Source organism: Mycolicibacterium pulveris (genome assembly GCF_010725725.1).
In the GTDB taxonomy this organism is placed as follows: Bacteria; Actinomycetota; Actinomycetes; order Mycobacteriales; family Mycobacteriaceae; genus Mycobacterium; species Mycobacterium pulveris.
In genome coordinates this window covers 5,272,633-5,291,866 of the sequence record NZ_AP022599.1, presented here as the reverse complement: position 1 = coordinate 5,291,866, position 19,234 = coordinate 5,272,633, and the positions used below count along the sequence as shown (strand labels likewise).

General features: G+C 68.4%; 16 protein-coding genes. 12 read left to right on the top strand and 4 right to left on the bottom strand.

What is annotated here, in order from left to right:
* Positions 1-8: 8 nt before the first annotated feature.
* Complete coding sequence (locus G6N28_RS25670; RefSeq protein WP_163905308.1) at positions 9-617, bottom strand: SRPBCC family protein; 609 nt, start codon at positions 615-617, stop codon at positions 9-11.
* A gap of 117 nt (positions 618-734) precedes the next feature.
* On the opposite strand from G6N28_RS25670, the gene G6N28_RS25665 reads away from it, so the two are divergent.
* The 4 genes from G6N28_RS25665 to G6N28_RS25650 all read left to right on the top strand — a co-directional run bounded on the left by G6N28_RS25665 (position 735) and on the right by G6N28_RS25650 (position 4,830).
* Entirely contained in the window at positions 735-1,160 is a 426-nt protein-coding gene (locus tag G6N28_RS25665; RefSeq protein ID WP_163905306.1) for a pyridoxamine 5'-phosphate oxidase family protein, read from the top strand.
* Positions 1,161-1,281: 121 nt separating this feature from the next.
* On the top strand, positions 1,282-1,710 hold the full coding sequence (locus tag G6N28_RS25660) for an Hsp20/alpha crystallin family protein (protein WP_163905304.1): 429 nt from the start codon (positions 1,282-1,284) through the stop codon (positions 1,708-1,710).
* A 78-nt stretch (positions 1,711-1,788) separates the two neighbouring features.
* Positions 1,789-3,834, top strand: coding sequence for an erythromycin esterase family protein (locus G6N28_RS25655; RefSeq protein ID WP_163905302.1), 2,046 nt, complete (start codon positions 1,789-1,791; stop codon positions 3,832-3,834).
* Between the two features lie 36 nt (positions 3,835-3,870).
* Positions 3,871-4,830 (top strand): 1-phosphofructokinase family hexose kinase, encoded by a 960-nt coding sequence (locus G6N28_RS25650; protein ID WP_163905300.1) that lies wholly within the window; start codon positions 3,871-3,873, stop codon positions 4,828-4,830.
* Here the strand turns inward: G6N28_RS25650 and G6N28_RS25645 are convergent.
* Both G6N28_RS25645 and G6N28_RS25640 read right to left on the bottom strand, forming a co-directional pair.
* A complete protein-coding gene (locus G6N28_RS25645; RefSeq protein WP_163905297.1) occupies positions 4,827-5,702 on the bottom strand; it encodes a 3-oxoacyl-[acyl-carrier-protein] synthase III C-terminal domain-containing protein in 876 nt (291 codons plus the stop codon). The two genes, G6N28_RS25650 and G6N28_RS25645, sit on opposite strands and share 4 nt — an antisense overlap.
* Complete coding sequence (locus G6N28_RS25640) at positions 5,686-6,771, bottom strand: 3-oxoacyl-ACP synthase III family protein (RefSeq protein WP_163906620.1); 1,086 nt, start codon at positions 6,769-6,771, stop codon at positions 5,686-5,688. Before G6N28_RS25640 ends, G6N28_RS25645 begins: the two co-directional genes overlap by 17 nt.
* Before the next feature lie 196 nt (positions 6,772-6,967).
* On the opposite strand from G6N28_RS25640, the gene G6N28_RS25635 reads away from it, so the two are divergent.
* Entirely contained in the window at positions 6,968-8,695 is a 1,728-nt protein-coding gene (locus tag G6N28_RS25635; RefSeq protein WP_235674694.1) for a GAF domain-containing sensor histidine kinase, read from the top strand.
* 6 nt (positions 8,696-8,701) lie between these two features.
* Here the strand turns inward: G6N28_RS25635 and G6N28_RS25630 are convergent, their stop codons facing one another.
* A complete protein-coding gene (locus tag G6N28_RS25630; RefSeq protein WP_163905296.1) occupies positions 8,702-9,907 on the bottom strand; it encodes a serine hydrolase domain-containing protein in 1,206 nt (401 codons plus the stop codon).
* A 111-nt stretch (positions 9,908-10,018) separates the two neighbouring features.
* Between G6N28_RS25630 and pyrR the strand changes: the two genes are divergently transcribed.
* From pyrR to pyrF, 7 genes are all read left to right on the top strand, one after another.
* The gene (pyrR, locus tag G6N28_RS25625) at positions 10,019-10,573 is read left to right on the top strand and encodes a bifunctional pyr operon transcriptional regulator/uracil phosphoribosyltransferase PyrR (RefSeq protein WP_128111080.1); all 555 of its coding nucleotides are present in this window, start codon (positions 10,019-10,021) and stop codon (positions 10,571-10,573) included.
* Positions 10,570-11,529: an aspartate carbamoyltransferase catalytic subunit gene (locus G6N28_RS25620; RefSeq protein ID WP_163905294.1), complete on the top strand. Its 960-nt coding sequence runs from the start codon at positions 10,570-10,572 to the stop codon at positions 11,527-11,529. The genes pyrR and G6N28_RS25620 overlap by 4 nt, the downstream gene beginning before the upstream one ends.
* Positions 11,526-12,830 (top strand): dihydroorotase, encoded by a 1,305-nt coding sequence (locus G6N28_RS25615; protein ID WP_163905292.1) that lies wholly within the window; start codon positions 11,526-11,528, stop codon positions 12,828-12,830. Before G6N28_RS25620 ends, G6N28_RS25615 begins: the two co-directional genes overlap by 4 nt.
* Before the next feature lie 76 nt (positions 12,831-12,906).
* On the top strand, positions 12,907-13,407 hold the full coding sequence (locus G6N28_RS25610; RefSeq protein ID WP_163905290.1) for a PH-like domain-containing protein: 501 nt from the start codon (positions 12,907-12,909) through the stop codon (positions 13,405-13,407).
* Positions 13,404-14,528: a glutamine-hydrolyzing carbamoyl-phosphate synthase small subunit gene (gene carA, locus G6N28_RS25605; protein WP_163905287.1), complete on the top strand. Its 1,125-nt coding sequence runs from the start codon at positions 13,404-13,406 to the stop codon at positions 14,526-14,528. The genes G6N28_RS25610 and carA overlap by 4 nt, the downstream gene beginning before the upstream one ends.
* Positions 14,529-14,604: 76 nt before the next feature.
* A complete protein-coding gene (carB, locus tag G6N28_RS25600; protein ID WP_163905284.1) occupies positions 14,605-17,955 on the top strand; it encodes a carbamoyl-phosphate synthase large subunit in 3,351 nt (1,116 codons plus the stop codon).
* Positions 17,952-18,761: an orotidine-5'-phosphate decarboxylase gene (gene pyrF, locus G6N28_RS25595; protein WP_163905280.1), complete on the top strand. Its 810-nt coding sequence runs from the start codon at positions 17,952-17,954 to the stop codon at positions 18,759-18,761. Before carB ends, pyrF begins: the two co-directional genes overlap by 4 nt.
* Positions 18,762-19,234: the final 473 nt, after the last annotated feature.

The following is a 19,234-nucleotide window of genomic DNA, read 5'->3' as shown; positions in this document are numbered from 1 at the left end:
CCGGGTTCTCACACCGCCCGTTCCAACTCGGCAGCCTTCAACGAATCCTGCGCCCGCCGTTTGATTGTCAGCAAGGTGCGCCGCATGAACAGTGCCGTGATCGGTCCGGCCAACTCGGTGAGCAGCAGGTCGCCGGGATGGTGAAGCTGCGCGCGCGTGCGGGCCAGCAGGCGGCAGCGGTCCTCCCAGCGGGGCTCGACATGAAACGTCCAGACGGCTTCCCACGGGAAACCCGGAGGCCTGCCGCGCAGCACCACGGCTTCGTCGTCGACGACCTGAGCAACGGTCATGGTGAGCCCGTTGCGCAGACCCAGCCAGCCCTTCGGGGTCAGGCGCACCACGTCGCCCGGCTCCAGCCGCTGCCATTCCGGATCGATTCTCTCGGCGCTCCGGTGGCCGATCTGAAGCAGCCACGGCCAAACAGCCGAAACCGGTGCGTCGATCCACACCCCCGTCGTGGACCAGACGGACGGCCGGTACATCAACTCGTCTCCCGGCAGCCACCGTCGGTACTCCTCCTTGGTGGTGCCCCAGTTCCGGTAGTACCGGCGCGCCGCGTAGAGCAGCGTCCCGACCGCCGCGAGCCGCGCCGCCTTTCGCAGTGTGTTGCCAGCCATGGGTCAACCCTGGCGTGCAGGCCGCCGTTCGAACAGGGCCGGAAGTCACCGATATGGCCCGCGGTTCGGGACCTTCGGCCGCTTTGCCGGCCAACCGTCCCGCGTACTCTCCCGGTCATGGCCGAACAGCGTGAACCCATGTCCGTCCTTTCGGAGTCCGACTGCTGGAACCTGTTGTCGAGCGTTTCCCTCGGTCGGCTGGTCACCAGCGTCGACGGCCAACCGGAGATCTTTCCGGTCAACTTCGTTACCCAGCGCCGGACGATCCTGTTCCGCACGGCCGAAGGCACGAAGCTGGTCAGTGCGGCGATCAACAACCGCGTGTTGTTCGAGGCCGACGGGCACGACCTGACCGAGGGCTGGAGTGTGATCGTGAAGGGCTCGGCACGCATCCTTCGTACCGACGAAGAGCTCGCGGAGGCCCAGCACGCGCAGCTACTGCCCTGGACGGCAACGGTGAAGCGCCATTACGTGCGCATCCGCCCGTTGAGCGTGACCGGACGCCGTTTCGTCTTCGGCGCCGAGCCGGACAGCTTGTCGTGAGTTCGGCGGCCCGGCGACGAAGGACCCTGGTGGACCGGGACTTCCGTCCCTACCGGGCGGTGCCGGCGCGGTGATGGGATGGAACCGTGGAAGTCACACCGACGTCGCAAAGGAGCCACTCATGAGCAAACTTCCCGCCCAGCAACGTCCGCGGTCCTTCTGGCCGGACCTGGCCGAGTTATTCGAGGGTTTCCCGTCGTGGGCGAACCTGCGTCCCGCGCTCGGCACCCACATCATCCGCGTCGAGGACGAACAGAAAGAGGACAGCTACGAGCTTCGCGCCGAGATTCCCGGTGTCGATCCCGACAAAAACGTCGACATCACCGTGCGCGACGGCGTGCTGACCATCAAGGCCGAGCGCTCCGAGCAGAAGACCAACGGACGCTCTGAGTTCTCCTATGGCTCGTTCATGCGATCGGTGATGCTGCCGCCAGGCGCCGACGAGGACGGCATCAAGGCCACCTACGACAAGGGCATCCTCACCGTGTCGGTTCCGGTTGCCAAGGCAGTCGAGCCGGAAGAGAAGCGCATCGCGGTCGAGGCCAAGTAGCAATCGATCGGGTTGGTCCCGGGGTATCAGGTTGACCCCGGGACCGCCGCATCACATCGAGTTAGGTGAGGGACGACGATGGCTCGAACAACCGAATCGTTGCGCAACGCGCCCGGCCGGGTGTTCCGTGACCGCCGCGAAGCGGGCCGGGTCCTGGCCGAACTGCTCAGCGCCTACCGGGGTCGTGAGGACGTTGTGGTGCTGGGGTTGGCCCGCGGTGGGGTTCCCGTGGCCTGGGAGGTGGCGGCGGCGCTCGGTGTCCCGCTGGATGCGTTCATCGTGCGCAAGCTGGGCGCGCCCGGCCACGAAGAGTTCGCGATGGGCGCGCTGGCCAGCGGCGGGCATGTCGTCGTCAACGACGACGTGGTGCGGGCGTTGCGCGTCACGCCCGAGCAGCTGCGTGATGTCGCCGAACGTGAAGGGCGAGAACTGATCCGCCGCGAGGCCGTCTACCGGGGTGGCCGACCGCCGCTGGAGGTGGCCGGCAAGACGGTGATCCTGGTCGACGACGGCCTTGCGACCGGTTCGAGCATGCTCGCCGCGGTACAGGCGCTGCGGGAACGCAACCCGAAGGAGATCGTGGTCGCGGTTCCGGCGGCGCCGGAGTCGACGTGCCGGCAATTCGCCGGAATGGTCGACGACGCCGTCTGCGCGACGATGCCCACCCCGTTCCGCGCGGTGGGCGAATGGTACTGGGACTTCCGTCAGGTCAGCGATCAGGAAGTGCGCGACCTCCTCGCCACCCCCACCACGGAAGTGGTGGTCTCCGGGATCGAGACACGGCTCTCGCCGGCCGAAATCATCCGCGCCGCCGCGGTGCGGGCCCCTGGCGGGCTGCCGCCGACGGAAGCGCTCGAGGAGATCGTCGGCGATGCGCGGGTGGTCCTGATCGGCGAGAGTTCGCACGGCACCCACGAGTTCTACGAAGCGCGCGCCGAGATCACCAAGTGGCTGATCGAGAAGAAGGGCTTCTGCGCGGTGGCGGCCGAGGCGGATTGGCCCGACGCGTACCGCGTCAACCGCTACGTGCGGGGGCTGGGCGACGACACCTCGGCGGAGGAAGCGCTTCGTGGCTTCGAGCGATTTCCCGCGTGGATGTGGCGCAACGTCGTGGTCCGAGACTTCGTGGCCTGGCTGCACGCTCACAATCAGCGGCGTCGCTCGGACGGCGATCAGCAGGCCGGCTTCTACGGATTGGACCTGTACAGCCTGCATCGGTCGATGCAGGAGGTGATCGCCTATCTCGACAAGGTCGACCCCCGCGCGGCCGCGCGGGCGCGCGCCCGGTACGCGTGCTTCGACCACGTCTCGGCCGACGACGGCCAGGCCTACGGTTTCGCGGCGGCGTTCGGCGCCGGCCAGTCCTGCGAGAGACAAGCGTTGGACCAGCTGATCGAAATGCAACGCAACGCGGTCGAATACGCACGCCGCAACGGACTGCTCGCCGAAGACGAGGCGTTCTACGCCAAGCAGAACGCGCAGACGGTGCGCAACGCGGAGGCCTACTACCGCACGATGTTCGGCGGCCGGGTCACCTCGTGGAATCTGCGCGATCAACACATGGCCCAGACGTTGGACGCGCTGCTGGCCCATCTGGACCGTCACAACGGCCGTGAACCGGCGCGAATCGTGGTCTGGGCACACAACTCTCACGTCGGTGACGCACGGGCCACCGAGGTGACCGGTGACGGTCAGCTGACCCTGGGCCAGTTGGCGCGTGAGCGGTTCGGCGATGACTGCCGGTTGATCGGGTTCACCACCTACACCGGCACGGTCACCGCGGCCAGCGAATGGGGCGGGATCGCCGAGCGAAAAGTGGTGCGCCCCGCGCTGAACGGCAGCGTGGAAGAACTCTTCCATGAGACCGGGGAACCGGACTTCCTGGTGTCGGCGATGATCGACCGCTCGGCGGCCGAACCACTGGACACCGTCCGGTTGGGCCGCGCCATCGGCGTCATCTATCTGCCCGAAACCGAACGGCAGAGCCACTACTACCACGTTCGCCCATCCGAACAGTTCGACGCGATCATCCACGTCGACCGCACCCGCGCCCTCGAGCCGCTCGAGGTCACCAGCCTCTGGGTGGCCGGGGAAACGCCGGAGACGTATCCCACCGGCCTCTAACAGCGCCGAGGTACGCGAGGAACGGAGCCCTGCCGCATGACAACGCCGCGGATCGTCACGCTGACGATGAACCCTGCGCTCGACATCGCGACGTCAGCTGACGTGGTACGCCCGACCGAGAAGATCCGTTGCGGCAGTGCGCGTTACGACCCGGGCGGGGGCGGCATCAACGTGGCCCGTGTCGCGCACGTGCTCGGAGCGGCGGTGTCCGCGGTATTTCCCGTCGGCGGCCCCATCGGCGACCTGCTGGCACAGCTCATCAAGGACGCCGGCGTGCCACATCGCCGCATCGAGATCGGCGAATCGACCCGGGAGAGCTTCACGGTCACCGAACGCCACACCAACGAGCAGTACCGATTCGTCCTACCGGGCCCGCACCTGACGATCAGCGAACGAGCGCGGTGCCTCGACGAACTGCGGAAGGTCGCGGCCGGTGCGGAGTTCGTCGTGGCCAGCGGCAGCCTGCCGCCCGGGGTGCCCCCCGATCTCTATCAGCGCGTCGCCGACGTCAGTCGCGAACTCGGCGCCCTGTTCATCCTGGACACCTCGGGACATGCGCTCGCGTCTATGCATACCGGCGTGTTCCTGCTGAAACCCAGCCTGCGAGAGCTGCGCGAGCACGTGGGTCGCGACCTGCGCACCGAAGCCGAACAGTTGGCCGCCGCACGGGAACTCATCGACGCGGGCATCACCCAGGCGGTCGTCGTGTCGCTCGGTTCACAAGGAGCGCTGCTCGTCACCGCAGCGCACAGCCAACGATTCCGCGCGATTCCGGCTCGGCCGGTCAGCAGTGTCGGCGCCGGCGATGCGATGGTTGCCGGGATCACGGTCGGCCTGAGTCGAGGCTGGTCGCTGAGCGAGGCGGTGCGGTTCGGCATCGCCGCGGCCACGGCCATGCTCCTGACTCCCGGCACCGAGGTTCCCACCCGCGCCGACGTGGAGCGGCTCTTCGGAACGGTGGGGCAGCCCACCGATTTCGAGCCCGCCGGCGGCTAGCGCGGAACCCGATAGAGCGCGGCGCCCGCCGTGATCCCCGCGGCCGCGGCCACAAGCAGGACGCAAGCGCCGGCGCCAAGCGGCTCGGTACCCCGTTGAAACGCCGCGGCCAGCGACGCGGTATGGGTCTTCGCATCGGCTGCGACGACGACGGTGTCCACCGCGATGCCGAGCCGCTCGGCGAGGGCCGCACGGAACTCCCCGTGGGCGGGGGCGGCGACGATCACGTCGACATCCGTTGCGTCGAGGCCTTCTTCGCCAAGGCACCGGCGGGCCGCCTCGGCGGCGGCCTCGGCGAAGCGACTGTCCACATCCGCCGACTCGTGAAACCGCAGCACGTTGCGACGATCGACGAGTCCGGCTGTGGCGTTGTAGCTTTCGCCGCCATCCGGCCTGCGGACCCAGTACACCCGGCCCAATCCGTCGTGACCGTCGGCCCATGTGCACGACATCGCCGCTCCGACAGGCGAATACGGAAAGCGATCGCTGCGTCTTCTGCCGGGGTCGGCGTCGCTGGCCACGATCAGGGCGCTGTCGACGGTGCGCGACTCGAGGAATCCATCGACGATCTGCAATGCGGTGATGACGCCGCAGCTTCCGTTGGCGACGTCGAAGGAAAATGTTCCGTGGCCGTTGCCGTGCGGATCCTCCGGATTCGCTCCGATGTCCTTCTGGATCATTGCCGCCAGGGCGGGTTCCCCGAGGTTGCGGTCTCGGTAGATACCCGCGTTGACCAGAAGGTCGAGGTCGCGCGGATCTCGCCCCGCCCCGCGCAGGCAGCCTCTCGCCGCCGCGTCGGCGAGACGCAGCGCGCTGTGCCGTCGTCGCCACCCGCCGCGGGTGACGTGGACGTTCTCAATGATCGTGCCCATACCGATCCACCAGCGTCTCGTCCAACGTCAACAGCACCACGCCGATCTCCAGGCCGGAGGCGAGCGCGATCAGGGCGATCGTCTCGCCGGGCCGGATGTGGCGGGCCTCCAGTTCCTCGATGAGCGCCACCGTGTGTGTGGTCGACGCGGTGTTGCCGTACCGGTCGACGGTGATCACCGCATCGTGTGTTGGTCCCTCGCCGAATGCCATGGTGACCTCGGCCATTCCTTTGCGGATGGCCCGCGCGGAGGTCTGGTGAGTGATCACGTGATCGATGTCGTGCATGGCGATGCCCGCTGTCTGCAGGACTTCACTCAACAGCGGTGGGGTGTTCGACATCGCCGCCCGGTGGATACCGCGGGCGTCGGTGAACATCCGGGCGCCGGGATCGTCCCCTTTCGGATAGCCGAGGCACAACCGACTGTAGTCCGCGACCGTCGTGAAGCCGGCGAGCGAGATTCCCTCCGAGGTGCCGGCGGCACGTTCGAGAAGCAGCGCCGCACCCGCGTCCCCCAGCGTCAACGATGCGAGCTCTTTGCTCATGAAGTTGTGGATGTGGCGGGCGGCGTTTCGGCCCAGTTGGGAGATGTACTCGCCGCTGACCACCAGGACACGTTCGACGGCGCCGCGCCGAATCCAGTTGTTGGCGACCGTGACACCGGTCAGCATGCCCGCGCACGCGTTGTTGATGTCGAAGGTCATCGCGGCATCGGCGCCGATCGCACGGGCCACCGCGCCGCTCATCGTCGGCTCCAGCCATTGCGTCAACCCGCCGCGGAACTTGGTGATGCTGCAGTTGATCACGACATCGATGGAGCCGGCGTCGCGTTGAGCCTTGTCGAGACAGTCCACCGCCGCCGAGGTCGCCAGGCTGAGCGAGTCCTCGTCGCCGACGGACACGCGACGTTCGTGGATGCCGGTCAGCCGCTCGAGGTCGATGTGGGGGTGATGCCGCGCCGTCGCCATCAGCTCATCGGTGGTGAGGCGGGTGGGCGGCAGGTGCCTGCCCGCGCCCGCCAGCCGGGTGCGGAACGGGGTGGTGTCGTCCTGCCGGGTGGCCTCCACCATCAGCCAATGGGTGCGCACCGGTTCAGGGTCGAATACGCCGGGCGAGACCGCAAGGCGCATTGGTCCCCGCCGGCGGGGACCTTCGACCCTGCATCACGGGTGCACGGTTTTTCTACTCTCGTGTCCGACGTCGTCGGGGCCGTCAAATTGTGTCCGGAACGCTTCACGCTCCGGTCAGAAATGTGACGATGGGGTGGTGACCGATGAGACCGACGGGCGGACGGACACTGGCATCGCGCCACTGCGAGAGACCCTGTCCCAGCTGCGGCTGCGCGAACTGCTCGTCGAGGTCCAGGACCGCATCGAACAGATCGTCGAGGGGCGGGACCGGATGGACGGTCTCGTCGAGGCCATGCTGGTGGTGACATCGGGTCTGGAACTCGATCAGACCCTCAACAAGATCGTGCGCACCGCCGCCGACCTCGTCGATGCCCGATACGCGGCGCTGGGCGTGCGCGGGCACGGCCACGAACTGGTCGAGTTCGTCTACACGGGCATCGACGATGAGCAGCGCGAGAAGATCGGCCACCTGCCCGAGGGCCGCGGCGTGCTGGGGGTCCTGATCGACGACCCCAAACCGATCCGGTTGGACAACATCGCCCACCATGCCGCTTCCGTCGGATTTCCCCCGCACCATCCGCCGATGCGGACTTTCCTCGGGGTGCCGGTGCGGATCCGCGACAAAGTGTTCGGCAACCTGTACCTGACGGAGAAGGCGGGTGGCCTGCCGTTCAGTGAAGACGACGAAGTGCTGGTCCAGGCGCTTGCCAACGCGGCGGGCATCGCTATCGACAACGCGCGCCTGTATGAGTCGGCGAAGACGCGCCAGGCCTGGATCGTGGCCACCCGGGATATCGGGACGGAGCTGCTCGCCGGAACCGATCCGGGCCGGGTGTTTCACCTTGCGGCGGCCAAATCCCGTGAGCTCAGCGGGGCGGAGTTGACGTTCGTCGTCGTGCCGTCGGACCCGGAGGCGCCGCCTGACGAGGTTGACGAGCTCGTCGTGGCCGCGACGTCCGGGGACGGCCCGGCACCGGTGCCGGATTGGATTCCGGTGGAAGGCACCTCGATCGGCCGGGCGTTCGTCGAGCGCGCGCCGGAACGACTCGATGGATTCGGCGACGCGCGCTCTGACAAGGACGCCGCCGGCCCAGCGCTGGTGCTTCCCCTGCGCGCCGCTGACGCGGTCGCGGGTGTGCTCGTCGCGCTTCGCCCGCCGAATGCGCAACCGTTCACCGACGATGAACTCGACATGATGGCGGCCTTCGCGGACCAGGCGGCGCTCGCATGGCGGTCGGCGACGGCACAGCACCAGATGCGTGAACTCAGCATCCTGTCGGACCGGGACCGCATTGCCCGCGATCTGCACGACCACGTGATCCAGCGGATCTTCGCCGTCGGCCTGTCACTGCAAGGGGTGATTCCGCGGGCCCGCGTTCCCGAAGTGCGGCAACGCCTTTTGGACTGCGTCGACGATCTTCAGGAGGTCATCCAGGAGATCCGCACGACGATCTTCGATCTTCACGGCGCGGCAACCGGCACCACTCGACTGAGGCAGCGGCTGGATGAGGCCGTCGCACAGTTCTCCAGCTCTCAGTTGCGGATCAGGATCCAGTACACGGGACCGCTGTCGATCGTCGACGCCGAGATCGCCGATCACGCCGAAGCCGTTGTCCGCGAGGCAATCAGCAACGCCGTCCGCCATGCCGACGCCACGACGCTGAACATCAGCGTCGTGGTGGGCGAGGACCTGACCATCGAGGTCGTCGACAACGGCAGGGGCTTCACCGGCGACATCACCCGTAGTGGCCTGAACAACCTGCAGACACGCGCGCTGGATGTGGGTGGTGGTTTCACAGTGCAGAGCACGGCCGGCGAGGGAACGGTGCTGCGGTGGTCAGCGCCCTGCCTGGGCGCCGAGTGACCGCCGTCAGATGTCGAGCGCTTGGTAAGTCCGACGGACGAATTTCGGTTGCGTCGACTGCAGTTTCAGCAGCGAGGTGTTGCCCGCGACGGCGGCCGCGGCGTCCGCGCTGAGGTTGGGGAAGTTCTGGATGAGGTAGATCAGGATCAGATCCTCGCTGGGATCGGCCTGCCACCAGGTGCCGTAGGCGCCCGGCCAGCTGAAGGTGCCCGCCCCGCCGGGACCGTACAGCTGCCGGGACCGTGCCGGATCGGTGACCACCGACAGGTTCAGCCCGAAGCCGCGCCCGATCCAGAACGGCATCCCGAGGAAGTCATGCTGCTTCTGCTCATCGGTCAGCCGGTCGGTGCGTATCGAACGCACCGATTCCTCCGAAAGCACTCGCACACCGTCGATCTCGCCGCCGGCCAGCAGCATCCGGGCGAAGGCCAGATAGTCGTCGGCGGTGGAGAACAGGTTCGCACCGCCCATGCAGAACGGGGGCGGCGACACCGGGGTGGGGCCCATCGCGTCGTGGCTGAGCGTGTCGTTCTCGGTGAGCTTGTACATGGTGGCGGCCCGGCCCCGGTTGCGGGACGGCACGTAGAAGCCGGTGTCGGTCATGTTCAACGGACCCAGGATTCGCTCGGTGAGCACGTCGTGCAGCGACTTGCCTTCGATCCGCTCGAGGATTATGCCCAGCACGTCGGTGGCGTTGCTGTAGGTCATCCGCTCACCGGGTTGGTGCTGCAGCGGGAGCTCCGCGATCTCGGCCAGCCAGCCGTCGGGGTCCTGCTTCACCGAGATGCGCGAGTACGCGCGCGCCAGCGGACCCACCACCGAGAAGTAGTAGGCCAGCCCGCTGCGGTGCGTCATCAGGTCCTCGACGGTGATCGCGCGCCGCGCCGGACGGGTCTTGTCCAGCGGCCCGCCGGGCGTGTCGAGCACCCGCATCTGCTCCATCTCGGGCAGCCACTTGGTGACCGGGTCGGTCAGCGCCAGCCTGCCCTCGTCCACCAGCGACATCGCCGCGGCGACCGTGACCGGTTTGGTCATCGACGCGATCCGGAAGATCGTGTCGCGCTGCATCGGCAGGCGCGCCTCGACGTCGCGGTAGCCGAGCTCGTTGACCTGCAGCACCTGTCCGGCGCGCCAGACCAAGGTGACCGCGCCTGCGAGCAGGCCGGCGTCGATGGCCTCGCGGATGGATGCCTGATTGCTGTCCAGATTCACCGCGCCAGCGTATCCAGCGGCGGTCCCGGCCCTCGGGGGTGCTAAGCTCGGCGAAGTTTCGACATCCTTTAATGAGCCGTCCAGAGAGGCGGAGAAGGAGGTCAGAGTCCCTTGGGCTCTTCAGGCGCCGACCGGGAGTTGATGTCCGCAGCAGACGTCGGCCGGACCATCTCCCGAATCGCCCATCAGATCATCGAAAAAACCGCACTCGACGGCCCCGACGCGCCACGCGTCGTGTTGCTCGGCATCCCGACGCGGGGCGTCATCCTGGCCGCGCGGCTGGCCGCGAAGATCAAGGAGTTCTCCGGGGTCGACGTCCCGCACGGGGCGCTGGACATCACGCTGTACCGCGACGACCTCAACATCAAGCCGCCGCGGCCGCTCGAGGACACCTCGATCCCCGAGGGCGGCATCGACGACGCGTTGGTGATCCTCGTCGACGACGTGCTGTATTCGGGGCGGTCGGTGCGTTCGGCGCTGGACGCGCTGCGCGACATCGGCAGGCCCCGCGCCGTGCAGCTCGCGGTGCTCGTCGACCGCGGCCACCGGGAGTTGCCGCTGCGCGCCGACTACGTCGGCAAGAACGTGCCGACCTCGCGCAGCGAGAGCGTGCACCTTCTGCTGACCGAACACGACGACCGCGACGGGGTGGTGATCTCCAAATGACGGCACGGCACCTGCTGTCGGCAGCGGACCTGTCCCGCGACGAGGCCGTGGCGATTCTCGACGACGCCGACCGGTTCAGCCAGGCGCTGCTCGGCCGCGACGTCAAGAAGCTGCCGACGCTGCGGGGGCGCACGATCATCACGATGTTCTACGAGAACTCCACCCGTACCCGGGTGTCGTTCGAGGTCGCCGGCAAGTGGATGAGCGCCGACGTCATCAACGTCAGCGCATCGGGATCGTCTGTGTCCAAAGGCGAATCGCTGCGCGACACCGCGCTGACCCTGCGCGCGGCCGGCGCCGACGCGCTCATCATCCGTCACCCCGCGTCCGGCGCGCCCCAGCAGCTCGCCGAATGGACGGCCGCAGGCGCCGACGGGGCCGGGCCCACGGTGATCAACGCGGGCGACGGCACCCACGAGCACCCCACCCAGGCTCTGCTCGATGCGCTGACCATCCGGCAGCGACTCGGCGACATCGACGGCAAGCGGGTGGTGATCGTCGGTGACGTCCTGCACAGCCGCGTCGCCAGGTCGAACGTGCTGCTGCTCAACACGCTTGGCGCCGAGGTGGTGCTGGTCGCACCGCCGACGCTGCTGCCCGCGGGGGTGGAGGGCTGGCCGGTCACCGTCTCGCACGACCTCGACGCCGAACTGCCGCTCGCCGACGCGGTGCTGATGCTGCGCGTGCAGGCCGAGCGGATGAACGGCGGGTTCTTCCCGTCGGCGCGGGAGTACTCGGCGCTCTACGGGCTCTCGGAGAAGCGGCAGGCGATGCTGCCCGGCAACGCGGTGGTACTGCACCCCGGCCCGATGATCCGCGGCATGGAGATCGCGTTCTCCGTCGCCGATTCCTCGCAATCGGCTGTGCTGCAACAGGTTTCCAACGGCGTGCACGTCCGGATGGCCGTGTTGTTCCACCTGCTGGTAGGCGCGGAGCGGGAGGCTATCAGCGCATGAGCACCGTGATTCGAGGGGTTCGGCTCTACGGCGAGGGCGACCGGGTCGATGTTCTGGTGGCCGACGGCCAGATCGCCGAGATCGGCACGGGGCTGGCTGAGTCCGGAGGACTCGAAAAGGCGTGGGACGTGTTCGACGCCACCGATCAGGTGCTGCTACCCGGCTTCGTCGACCTGCACACCCACCTGCGCGAACCGGGCCGCGAGTACGCCGAGGACATCGAAACCGGCTCGGCCGCAGCGGCGCTGGGCGGGTACACCGCGGTGTTCGCGATGGCGAACACCAACCCGGTCGCCGACAGCCCGGTGGTCACCGATCACGTGTGGCACCGCGGGCAGCAGGTCGGACTGGTCGACGTGCACCCGGTCGGGGCGGTCACCATGGGGTTGGCCGGCGCCCAGCTGACCGAGATGGGCCTGATGGCCGCGGGCGCGGGGCAGGTGCGGATGTTCTCCGACGACGGCATCTGCGTGCACGATCCGCTGATCATGCGCCGTGCGCTCGAGTACGCGAAGGGGCTGGGCGTGCTGATCGCCCAGCACGCCGAAGAGCCGCGGCTCACCGCCGGCGCCGTCGCGCACGAAGGGCCCAACGCGGCCCGGCTCGGGCTGGCCGGGTGGCCGCGTGCCGCCGAGGAGTCGATCGTGGCGCGCGATGCGCTGCTGGCCCGCGACGCCGGAGCGCGACTGCACATCTGCCACGCCTCCACGGCGGGCACCGTGCAGATCGTCAAATGGGCGAAGGCACAAGGTATTTCGATCACCGCCGAGGTGACACCGCACCATCTGCTGCTGGATGACCGCCGGCTGGCCAGCTACGACGGCCGCAACCGGGTCAACCCGCCGCTGCGCGAGGCCACCGACACCGAGGCGCTGCGCCAGGCGCTGGCCGACGGGGTGATCGACTGTGTGGCCACCGATCACGCGCCGCACGCCGAGCACGAGAAGTGCTGCGAGTTCGCCCAGGCCCGGCCAGGAATGCTGGGCCTGGAGACCGCGTTGTCGGTCGTGGTGGAGACGATGGTGCGGCCGGGGCTGCTGATATGGCGCGACGTGGCACGGGTGATGAGTGAGAACCCGGCGCGCATCGTCGGGCTGCCCGACCAGGGCAGGCCGCTTCAGGTCGGTGAGCCGGCCAACCTCACCGTCGTCGACCCCGACGCCACCTGGACCGTCGAGGGGACGGCGCTGGCCAGCCGGTCGGCCAACACCCCGTTCGAGTCGATGGAGTTGCCTGCGTCGGTGACCCTGACCATGCTGCGCGGCAAGATCACTGCGCGCGACGGGAAATGTCCGGCATGAGCGTCGAGATCGACGAAATGGCGAAATCCACTCGCAATTTCGCGCCCGTTTGTCCCTTTAGGCGAAGGGGTGCGGCGTGAACACGGGGACGTTGGTGGGGTCGCTCGTCGTGGCCGCGGTCCTGGTGGTGGTGATCGCCGTGCTGATCCAGGCGATGATCCGCGGCTGGCGCCGCCGCGCCGAGCGCCAAGCCGAGCTCATCGGCACGCTGCCGCCGCTGCCCGACATCGTCGGCCAAGCCGTCGTCGCCCCGACAAAGGGCCTGTACGTCGGCAGCACGCTGGCGCCGCGCTGGAACGACCGCGTCGTGGTCGGCGACCTCGGCTTCCGCACCAAGGCGGTGCTGACCCGCTACCCCGAGGGAATCATGGTGCAGCGCAGCGGTGCTCGACCGATCTGGATACCCGACGAATCGATCACCGCGATCCGCACCGAACGCGCCATCGCCGGCAAGGCCATGACCCACGACGGGATTCTGGCGATCCGGTGGCGGTTGCCGTCGGGCACCGAGATCGACACCGGGTTTCGCGCCGACGACCGCGGGGAATATGCGCGGTGGCTTGAGGAGGCTGCATGAATTCCAAGGCTGTCCTGGTGCTCGAGGACGGCCGCGTCTTCACCGGCACCGCCTACGGCGCCGTCGGTCAGACTCTGGGCGAAGCGGTGTTCTCCACCGCGATGTCCGGGTACCAGGAGACGCTCACCGACCCGAGCTACCACCGCCAGATCGTGGTGGCCACCGCGCCGCAGATCGGCAACACCGGTTGGAACCAGGAGGACTCCGAGAGCCGCGACGACAAGATCTGGGTGGCCGGTTACGCCGTTCGCGACCCGTCGCCGCGGGCGTCGAGCTGGCGCGCCACCGGGACTCTGGAGGACGAGTTGGTCCGCCAGAACATCGTCGGCATCGCGAACATCGACACCCGCGCGGTGGTGCGTCACCTGCGCAGCCGCGGCTCGATGAAGGCCGGGGTGTTCAGTGGCGCGGCGCTTGCCGAACTCGACGAGCTGCTCACCCGGGTGCGGGCCCAGCCGTCGATGCTGGGCGCCAACCTGACGGGCGAAGTCAGCACCGAGGCGGCCTATGTGGTGGAACCCGAAGGGCCACCGCGGTTTACCGTCGCCGCGGTCGACCTCGGCATCAAGATCAACACCCCGCGCAACTTCACCCGCCGCGGCATCCGAAGCCATGTGCTGCCGTCGACGGTGACCTTCGAGCAGATCGCCGGCCTCAAGCCCGACGGGGTCTTCCTGTCCAACGGGCCCGGCGACCCGGCCACCGCCGACCACATCGTCGAGGTGACCCGCGCGGTGCTCGAGGCCGGAATTCCGCTGTTCGGCATCTGCTTCGGCAACCAGATCCTCGGGCGCGCGCTCGGGCGCAAGACCTACAAGATGGTGTTCGGGCACCGCGGGATCAACATCCCGGTCATCGACCACGCCACCGGGCGGGTCGCGGTGACCGCGCAGAACCACGGGTTCGCGCTCGAGGGCGAGGCGGGGGAGATCTTCGACACCCCGTTCGGCAAGGCCATCGTCAGCCACACCTGCGCCAACGACGGCGTGGTCGAAGGCGTCAAACTCCTCAACGGAAAAGCGTTTTCGGTGCAATACCACCCCGAGGCCGCGGCCGGACCGCACGATGCCAACTCCCTGTTCGACCAGTTCGTCGATCTGATGGCGGGGGAGGACCGGTGACTGTGCGGATCGATACGCCACGACCGGCGTGTCGCGTACGAAACCGCACAGTGGGTGCGGAGAGGGGGAAGCGGTAATGCCCAGGCGCACCGACCTCAACCACGTGCTGGTGATCGGCTCGGGTCCGATCGTGATCGGTCAGGCCTGTGAGTTTGACTACTCCGGCACCCAGGCCTGCCGCGTGCTCAAGGCCGAGGGCCTGCAGGTCAGCCTCGTCAACTCGAATCCGGCGACCATCATGACCGACCCGGAGTTCGCCGACCAGACCTACGTCGAACCGATCACGCCCGCCTTCGTCGAACGCATCATCGCCCAGCAGGCCGAACGCGGCAACAAGATCGACGCCCTGCTGGCCACCCTCGGCGGGCAGACCGCCCTGAACACCGCCGTCGCACTCTACGAGAACGGGGTGCTGGAGCGCTACGGCGTCGAGCTCATCGGCGCCGACTTCGAGGCGATCCAACGCGGCGAGGACCGGCAGCGGTTCAAGGACATCGTCACCAAGGTCGGCGGCGAATCCGCCCGCTCGCGGGTGTGTTTCACGATGGACGAGGTTCGCGAGACGGTCGCCGAACTGGGGCTGCCGGTCGTGGTGCGGCCCTCGTTCACCATGGGCGGGCTCGGCTCGGGCATGGCCTACTCCGCCGACGACGTCGACCGGATGGCCGGCCACGGCCTGGCCTCCTCACCCAGCGCCAACGTGCTCATCGAGGAGTCCATCTTCGGGTGGAAGGAATACGAGCTCGAGCTGATGCGCGACGGCAACGACAACGTGGTCGTGGTGTGCTCGATCGAGAACGTCGACCCGATGGGTGTGCACACCGGCGACTCGGTCACCGTCGCCCCGGCGATGACGCTCACCGACCGCGAGTACCAGACGATGCGCGACCTGGGCATCGCGATCCTGCGTGAGGTCGGCGTGGACACCGGCGGCTGCAACATCCAGTTCGCGGTCAACCCGACCGACGGCCGGCTCATCGTCATCGAGATGAACCCGCGGGTGTCGCGGTCAAGTGCGCTGGCGTCCAAGGCCACCGGGTTTCCGATCGCCAAGATCGCGGCGAAGCTGGCCATCGGCTACACGCTCGACGAGATCGTCAACGACATCACCAAGGAGACCCCGGCCTGCTTCGAGCCGACGCTGGACTATGTCGTCGTCAAGGCGCCGCGGTTCGCGTTCGAGAAGTTCCCCGGTGCCGACGGCACGCTGACCACCACGATGAAATCGGTCGGCGAGGCGATGTCGTTGGGCCGCAACTTCATCGAGTCGCTCGGCAAGGTGATGCGGTCGCTGGAGACCACCAGGGCCGGGTTCTGGACCGCGCCGGACCCCGATGACGTCACCGTTGCCGAACTGCTGCAGAACCTCAAGGTCCCCACCGACGGACGGCTCTACGACATCGAGCACGCGCTGCGCCTCGGCGCCACCGTCGAGCAGGTGTCGCAGGCCTCCGGTGTGGACCCGTGGTTCATCGAACAGATCGCCGGGCTGGTGGCGCTGCGCGCGGAGATCGTCGACGCCCCGGTGCTGGACGCCGACCTGCTGCGGCGCAGCAAGTACCACGGTCTGTCGGATCGCCAGATCGCCGCGCTGCGACCCGAATTGGCCGGCGAGATCGGGGTGCGGGCGTTGCGCGAACGCCTCGGCATCCACCCCGTCTACAAGACCGTCGACACCTGCGCGGCCGAATTCGAAGCCAAGACGCCCTACCACTACAGCAGCTACGAACTCGACCCGGCCGCCGAGACCGAGGTGGCCCCGCAGACCGAGAAGCCCAAGGTGCTCATCCTCGGTTCGGGTCCCAACCGCATCGGCCAGGGCATCGAGTTCGACTACAGCTGTGTGCATGCCGCCACCACGTTGAGCGAGGCCGGCTTCGAGACGGTCATGGTCAACTGCAACCCCGAGACGGTGTCCACCGACTACGACACCGCCGACCGGCTCTACTTCGAACCCCTGACGTTCGAGGACGTGCTCGAGATCTACTACGCCGAACAGCAATCCGGGCAGGGCGGTCCGGGTGTCGTCGGGGTGATCGTGCAGCTGGGCGGGCAGACCCCGCTGGGGCTGGCCGACCGGCTCGAACAGGCCGGGGTGCCGATCGTGGGCACCACCCCGAGCGCGATCGACCTGGCCGAGGACCGCGGCGCGTTCGGCGAGGTGCTGGCCAACGCCGGCCTGCCCGCCCCGAAGTTCGGCACCGCGACCAGCTTCGAGCAGGCCCGCCGGATCGCCGCCGACATCGGCTACCCGGTGCTGGTGCGGCCCTCCTACGTGCTGGGCGGGCGCGGCATGGAGATCGTCTACGACGACGACACCCTGCAGGGCTACATCACCCGCGCCACCCAGCTGTCCCCCGAGCATCCGGTGCTCGTGGACCGGTTCCTCGAGGACGCCATCGAGATCGACGTCGACGCGCTGTGCGACGGCGCCGAGGTCTACATCGGCGGAATCATGGAGCACATCGAGGAAGCCGGCATCCACTCCGGCGACTCCTCGTGTGCGCTGCCGCCGGTGACGCTGGGCCGCAGCGACATCGAATCGGTGCGCCGCGCCACCGAGGCGATCGCACACGGTATCGGCGTCGTCGGGCTGCTCAACGTGCAGTACGCGCTGAAGGACGACGTGCTCTACGTGCTCGAGGCCAACCCGCGCGCCAGCCGCACGGTGCCGTTCGTCTCGAAGGCCACCGCGGTGCCGCTGGCCAAGGCCTGCGCCCGGATCATGCTGGGCGCCACCATCGCCCAGCTGCGCGAGGAGGGCCTGCTGGCCAGAACCGGTGACGGCGCCACGTTCTCGGCGAAGACCCGGCACACGCCGGTCGCGGTCAAAGAGGCCGTGCTGCCGTTCAACCGGTTCCGCAGGCCGGACGGCGCGCAGATCGACAACCTGCTGGGGCCGGAGATGAAGTCCACCGGCGAGGTGATGGGCATCGACCGCGACTTCGGAAGCGCGTTCGCCAAGAGCCAGACCGCCGCCTACGGTTCGTTGCCCACCGAGGGCACCGTATTCGTGTCGGTGGCCAACCGGGACAAACGCTCGCTGGTGTTTCCCGTAAAGCGCCTCGCCGACCTGGGGTTCCGGGTGCTGGCCACCGAAGGTACCGCGGAAATGCTGCGGCGCAATGGAATTCCATGTGACGAGGTGCGCAAGCACTTTCAGGACCCGACGCCCGACGGCCCGAAGATGTCGGCGGTGGACGCCATCAAGGCCGGTGAGGTCGACATGGTGATCAACACCCCGTACGGAAACTCCGGCCCGCGTGTCGACGGCTACGAGATCCGCTCGGCCGCAGTGTCGAACAACATCCCGTGCGTGACGACGGTGCAGGGCGCGTCGGCGGCGGTGCAGGGCATCGAGGCCGGGATCCGCGGCGAGATCGACGTGATGTCGCTGCAGGAACTGCACAACTCGCTGGGCACGTGACCGGGTTCGGTCGGCGGCTGGCCGAGGCGGTGTCGACCCGCGGTCCGCTGTGCCTTGGCATCGACCCGCACCCGGAACTGCTGCGGGCGTGGGAACTTTCGGTCGACGCCGACGGGATGCGCAAGTTCTGCGACATCTGCGTCGCGGCGTTCGACGGGTTCGCGGTGGTCAAACCGCAGGTGGCGTTCTTCGAGGCCTACGGGGCGGCGGGCTATGCGGTGCTCGAGCACACGATCGCGGCGTTGCGCGAGGCGAAGGTGCTGGTGCTGGCCGACGCCAAACGCGGCGACATCGGTTCGACGATGGCGGCTTACGCCCAGGCGTGGACCGGGGATTCACCGCTGGCGGCCGACGCGGTCACCGCCTCGCCGTATCTGGGCTTCGGCTCGCTGGCGCCGCTGTTCGACACCGCGCTGGCCCACGGGCGCGGCGTCTTCGTGCTGGCCGCCACCTCAAATCCCGAAGGGCGCACGGTGCAACGCGCGCGCGTCGACGGGCGCAGCGTCGCGCAGGCGATCGTCGACGCCGCCGCCGAACGCAACCGCGCCGAGCCGGGCGCGGTCGGCGTCGTCGTCGGCGCCACGCTGTCGGATCCACCCGACGTGAGCGCGCTGGGCGGGCCCGTGTTGGTGCCCGGCGTGGGCGCCCAGGGCGGACGTCCCGAGGCGCTCGGCGGGCTCGGCGGGGCGACCCCCGGCCAGTTGCTGCCCGCCGTGTCACGGGAGGTGCTGCGGGCCGGACCCGGCGTCGCCGCGCTGCGTGCGGCGGCCGGAGCGATGCGCGACGCGGTGGCGTACCTGGCCTGAGGAGACCCCGCGATATCGCATCCACGGCGGTGATTCGGGCGCCCGGCATGACCCTCGGCGCAGAAATGGGCGATATTCCCGTCCGCAAACAGTCACATACGTAACACAGGAAACAGAAATCACACCTGTCACAGCTCTGGGCGCTCGAACCCGGCTCGACACGCCCGACCTGCGCTGACCTGCGAAAATTTTTAGAAAAGACTGCTGGCCCGGCACCCGGACCGCAGCGGTGCCCGGCCCCGCCATCGGCCGTGGTCGCGGGTCCGCACGAAATCCCTTGAGTGGGAGGAAATTCCGCTGGGGTACGGCCCGACGGCGTCGTCTCGCCGCCCAGCACGGCCGCGCGGCGCCGAGCACAGCACCGCCTTACACGCTGGGCTTTTGGGCCCCTAAGCGGGGGGTGGGGTTCGCATTCGTCAGGATGCGTGGGTACGGTCGTCGTCGCTGGCTGTTCTGGATTGGTCCTATCAGCC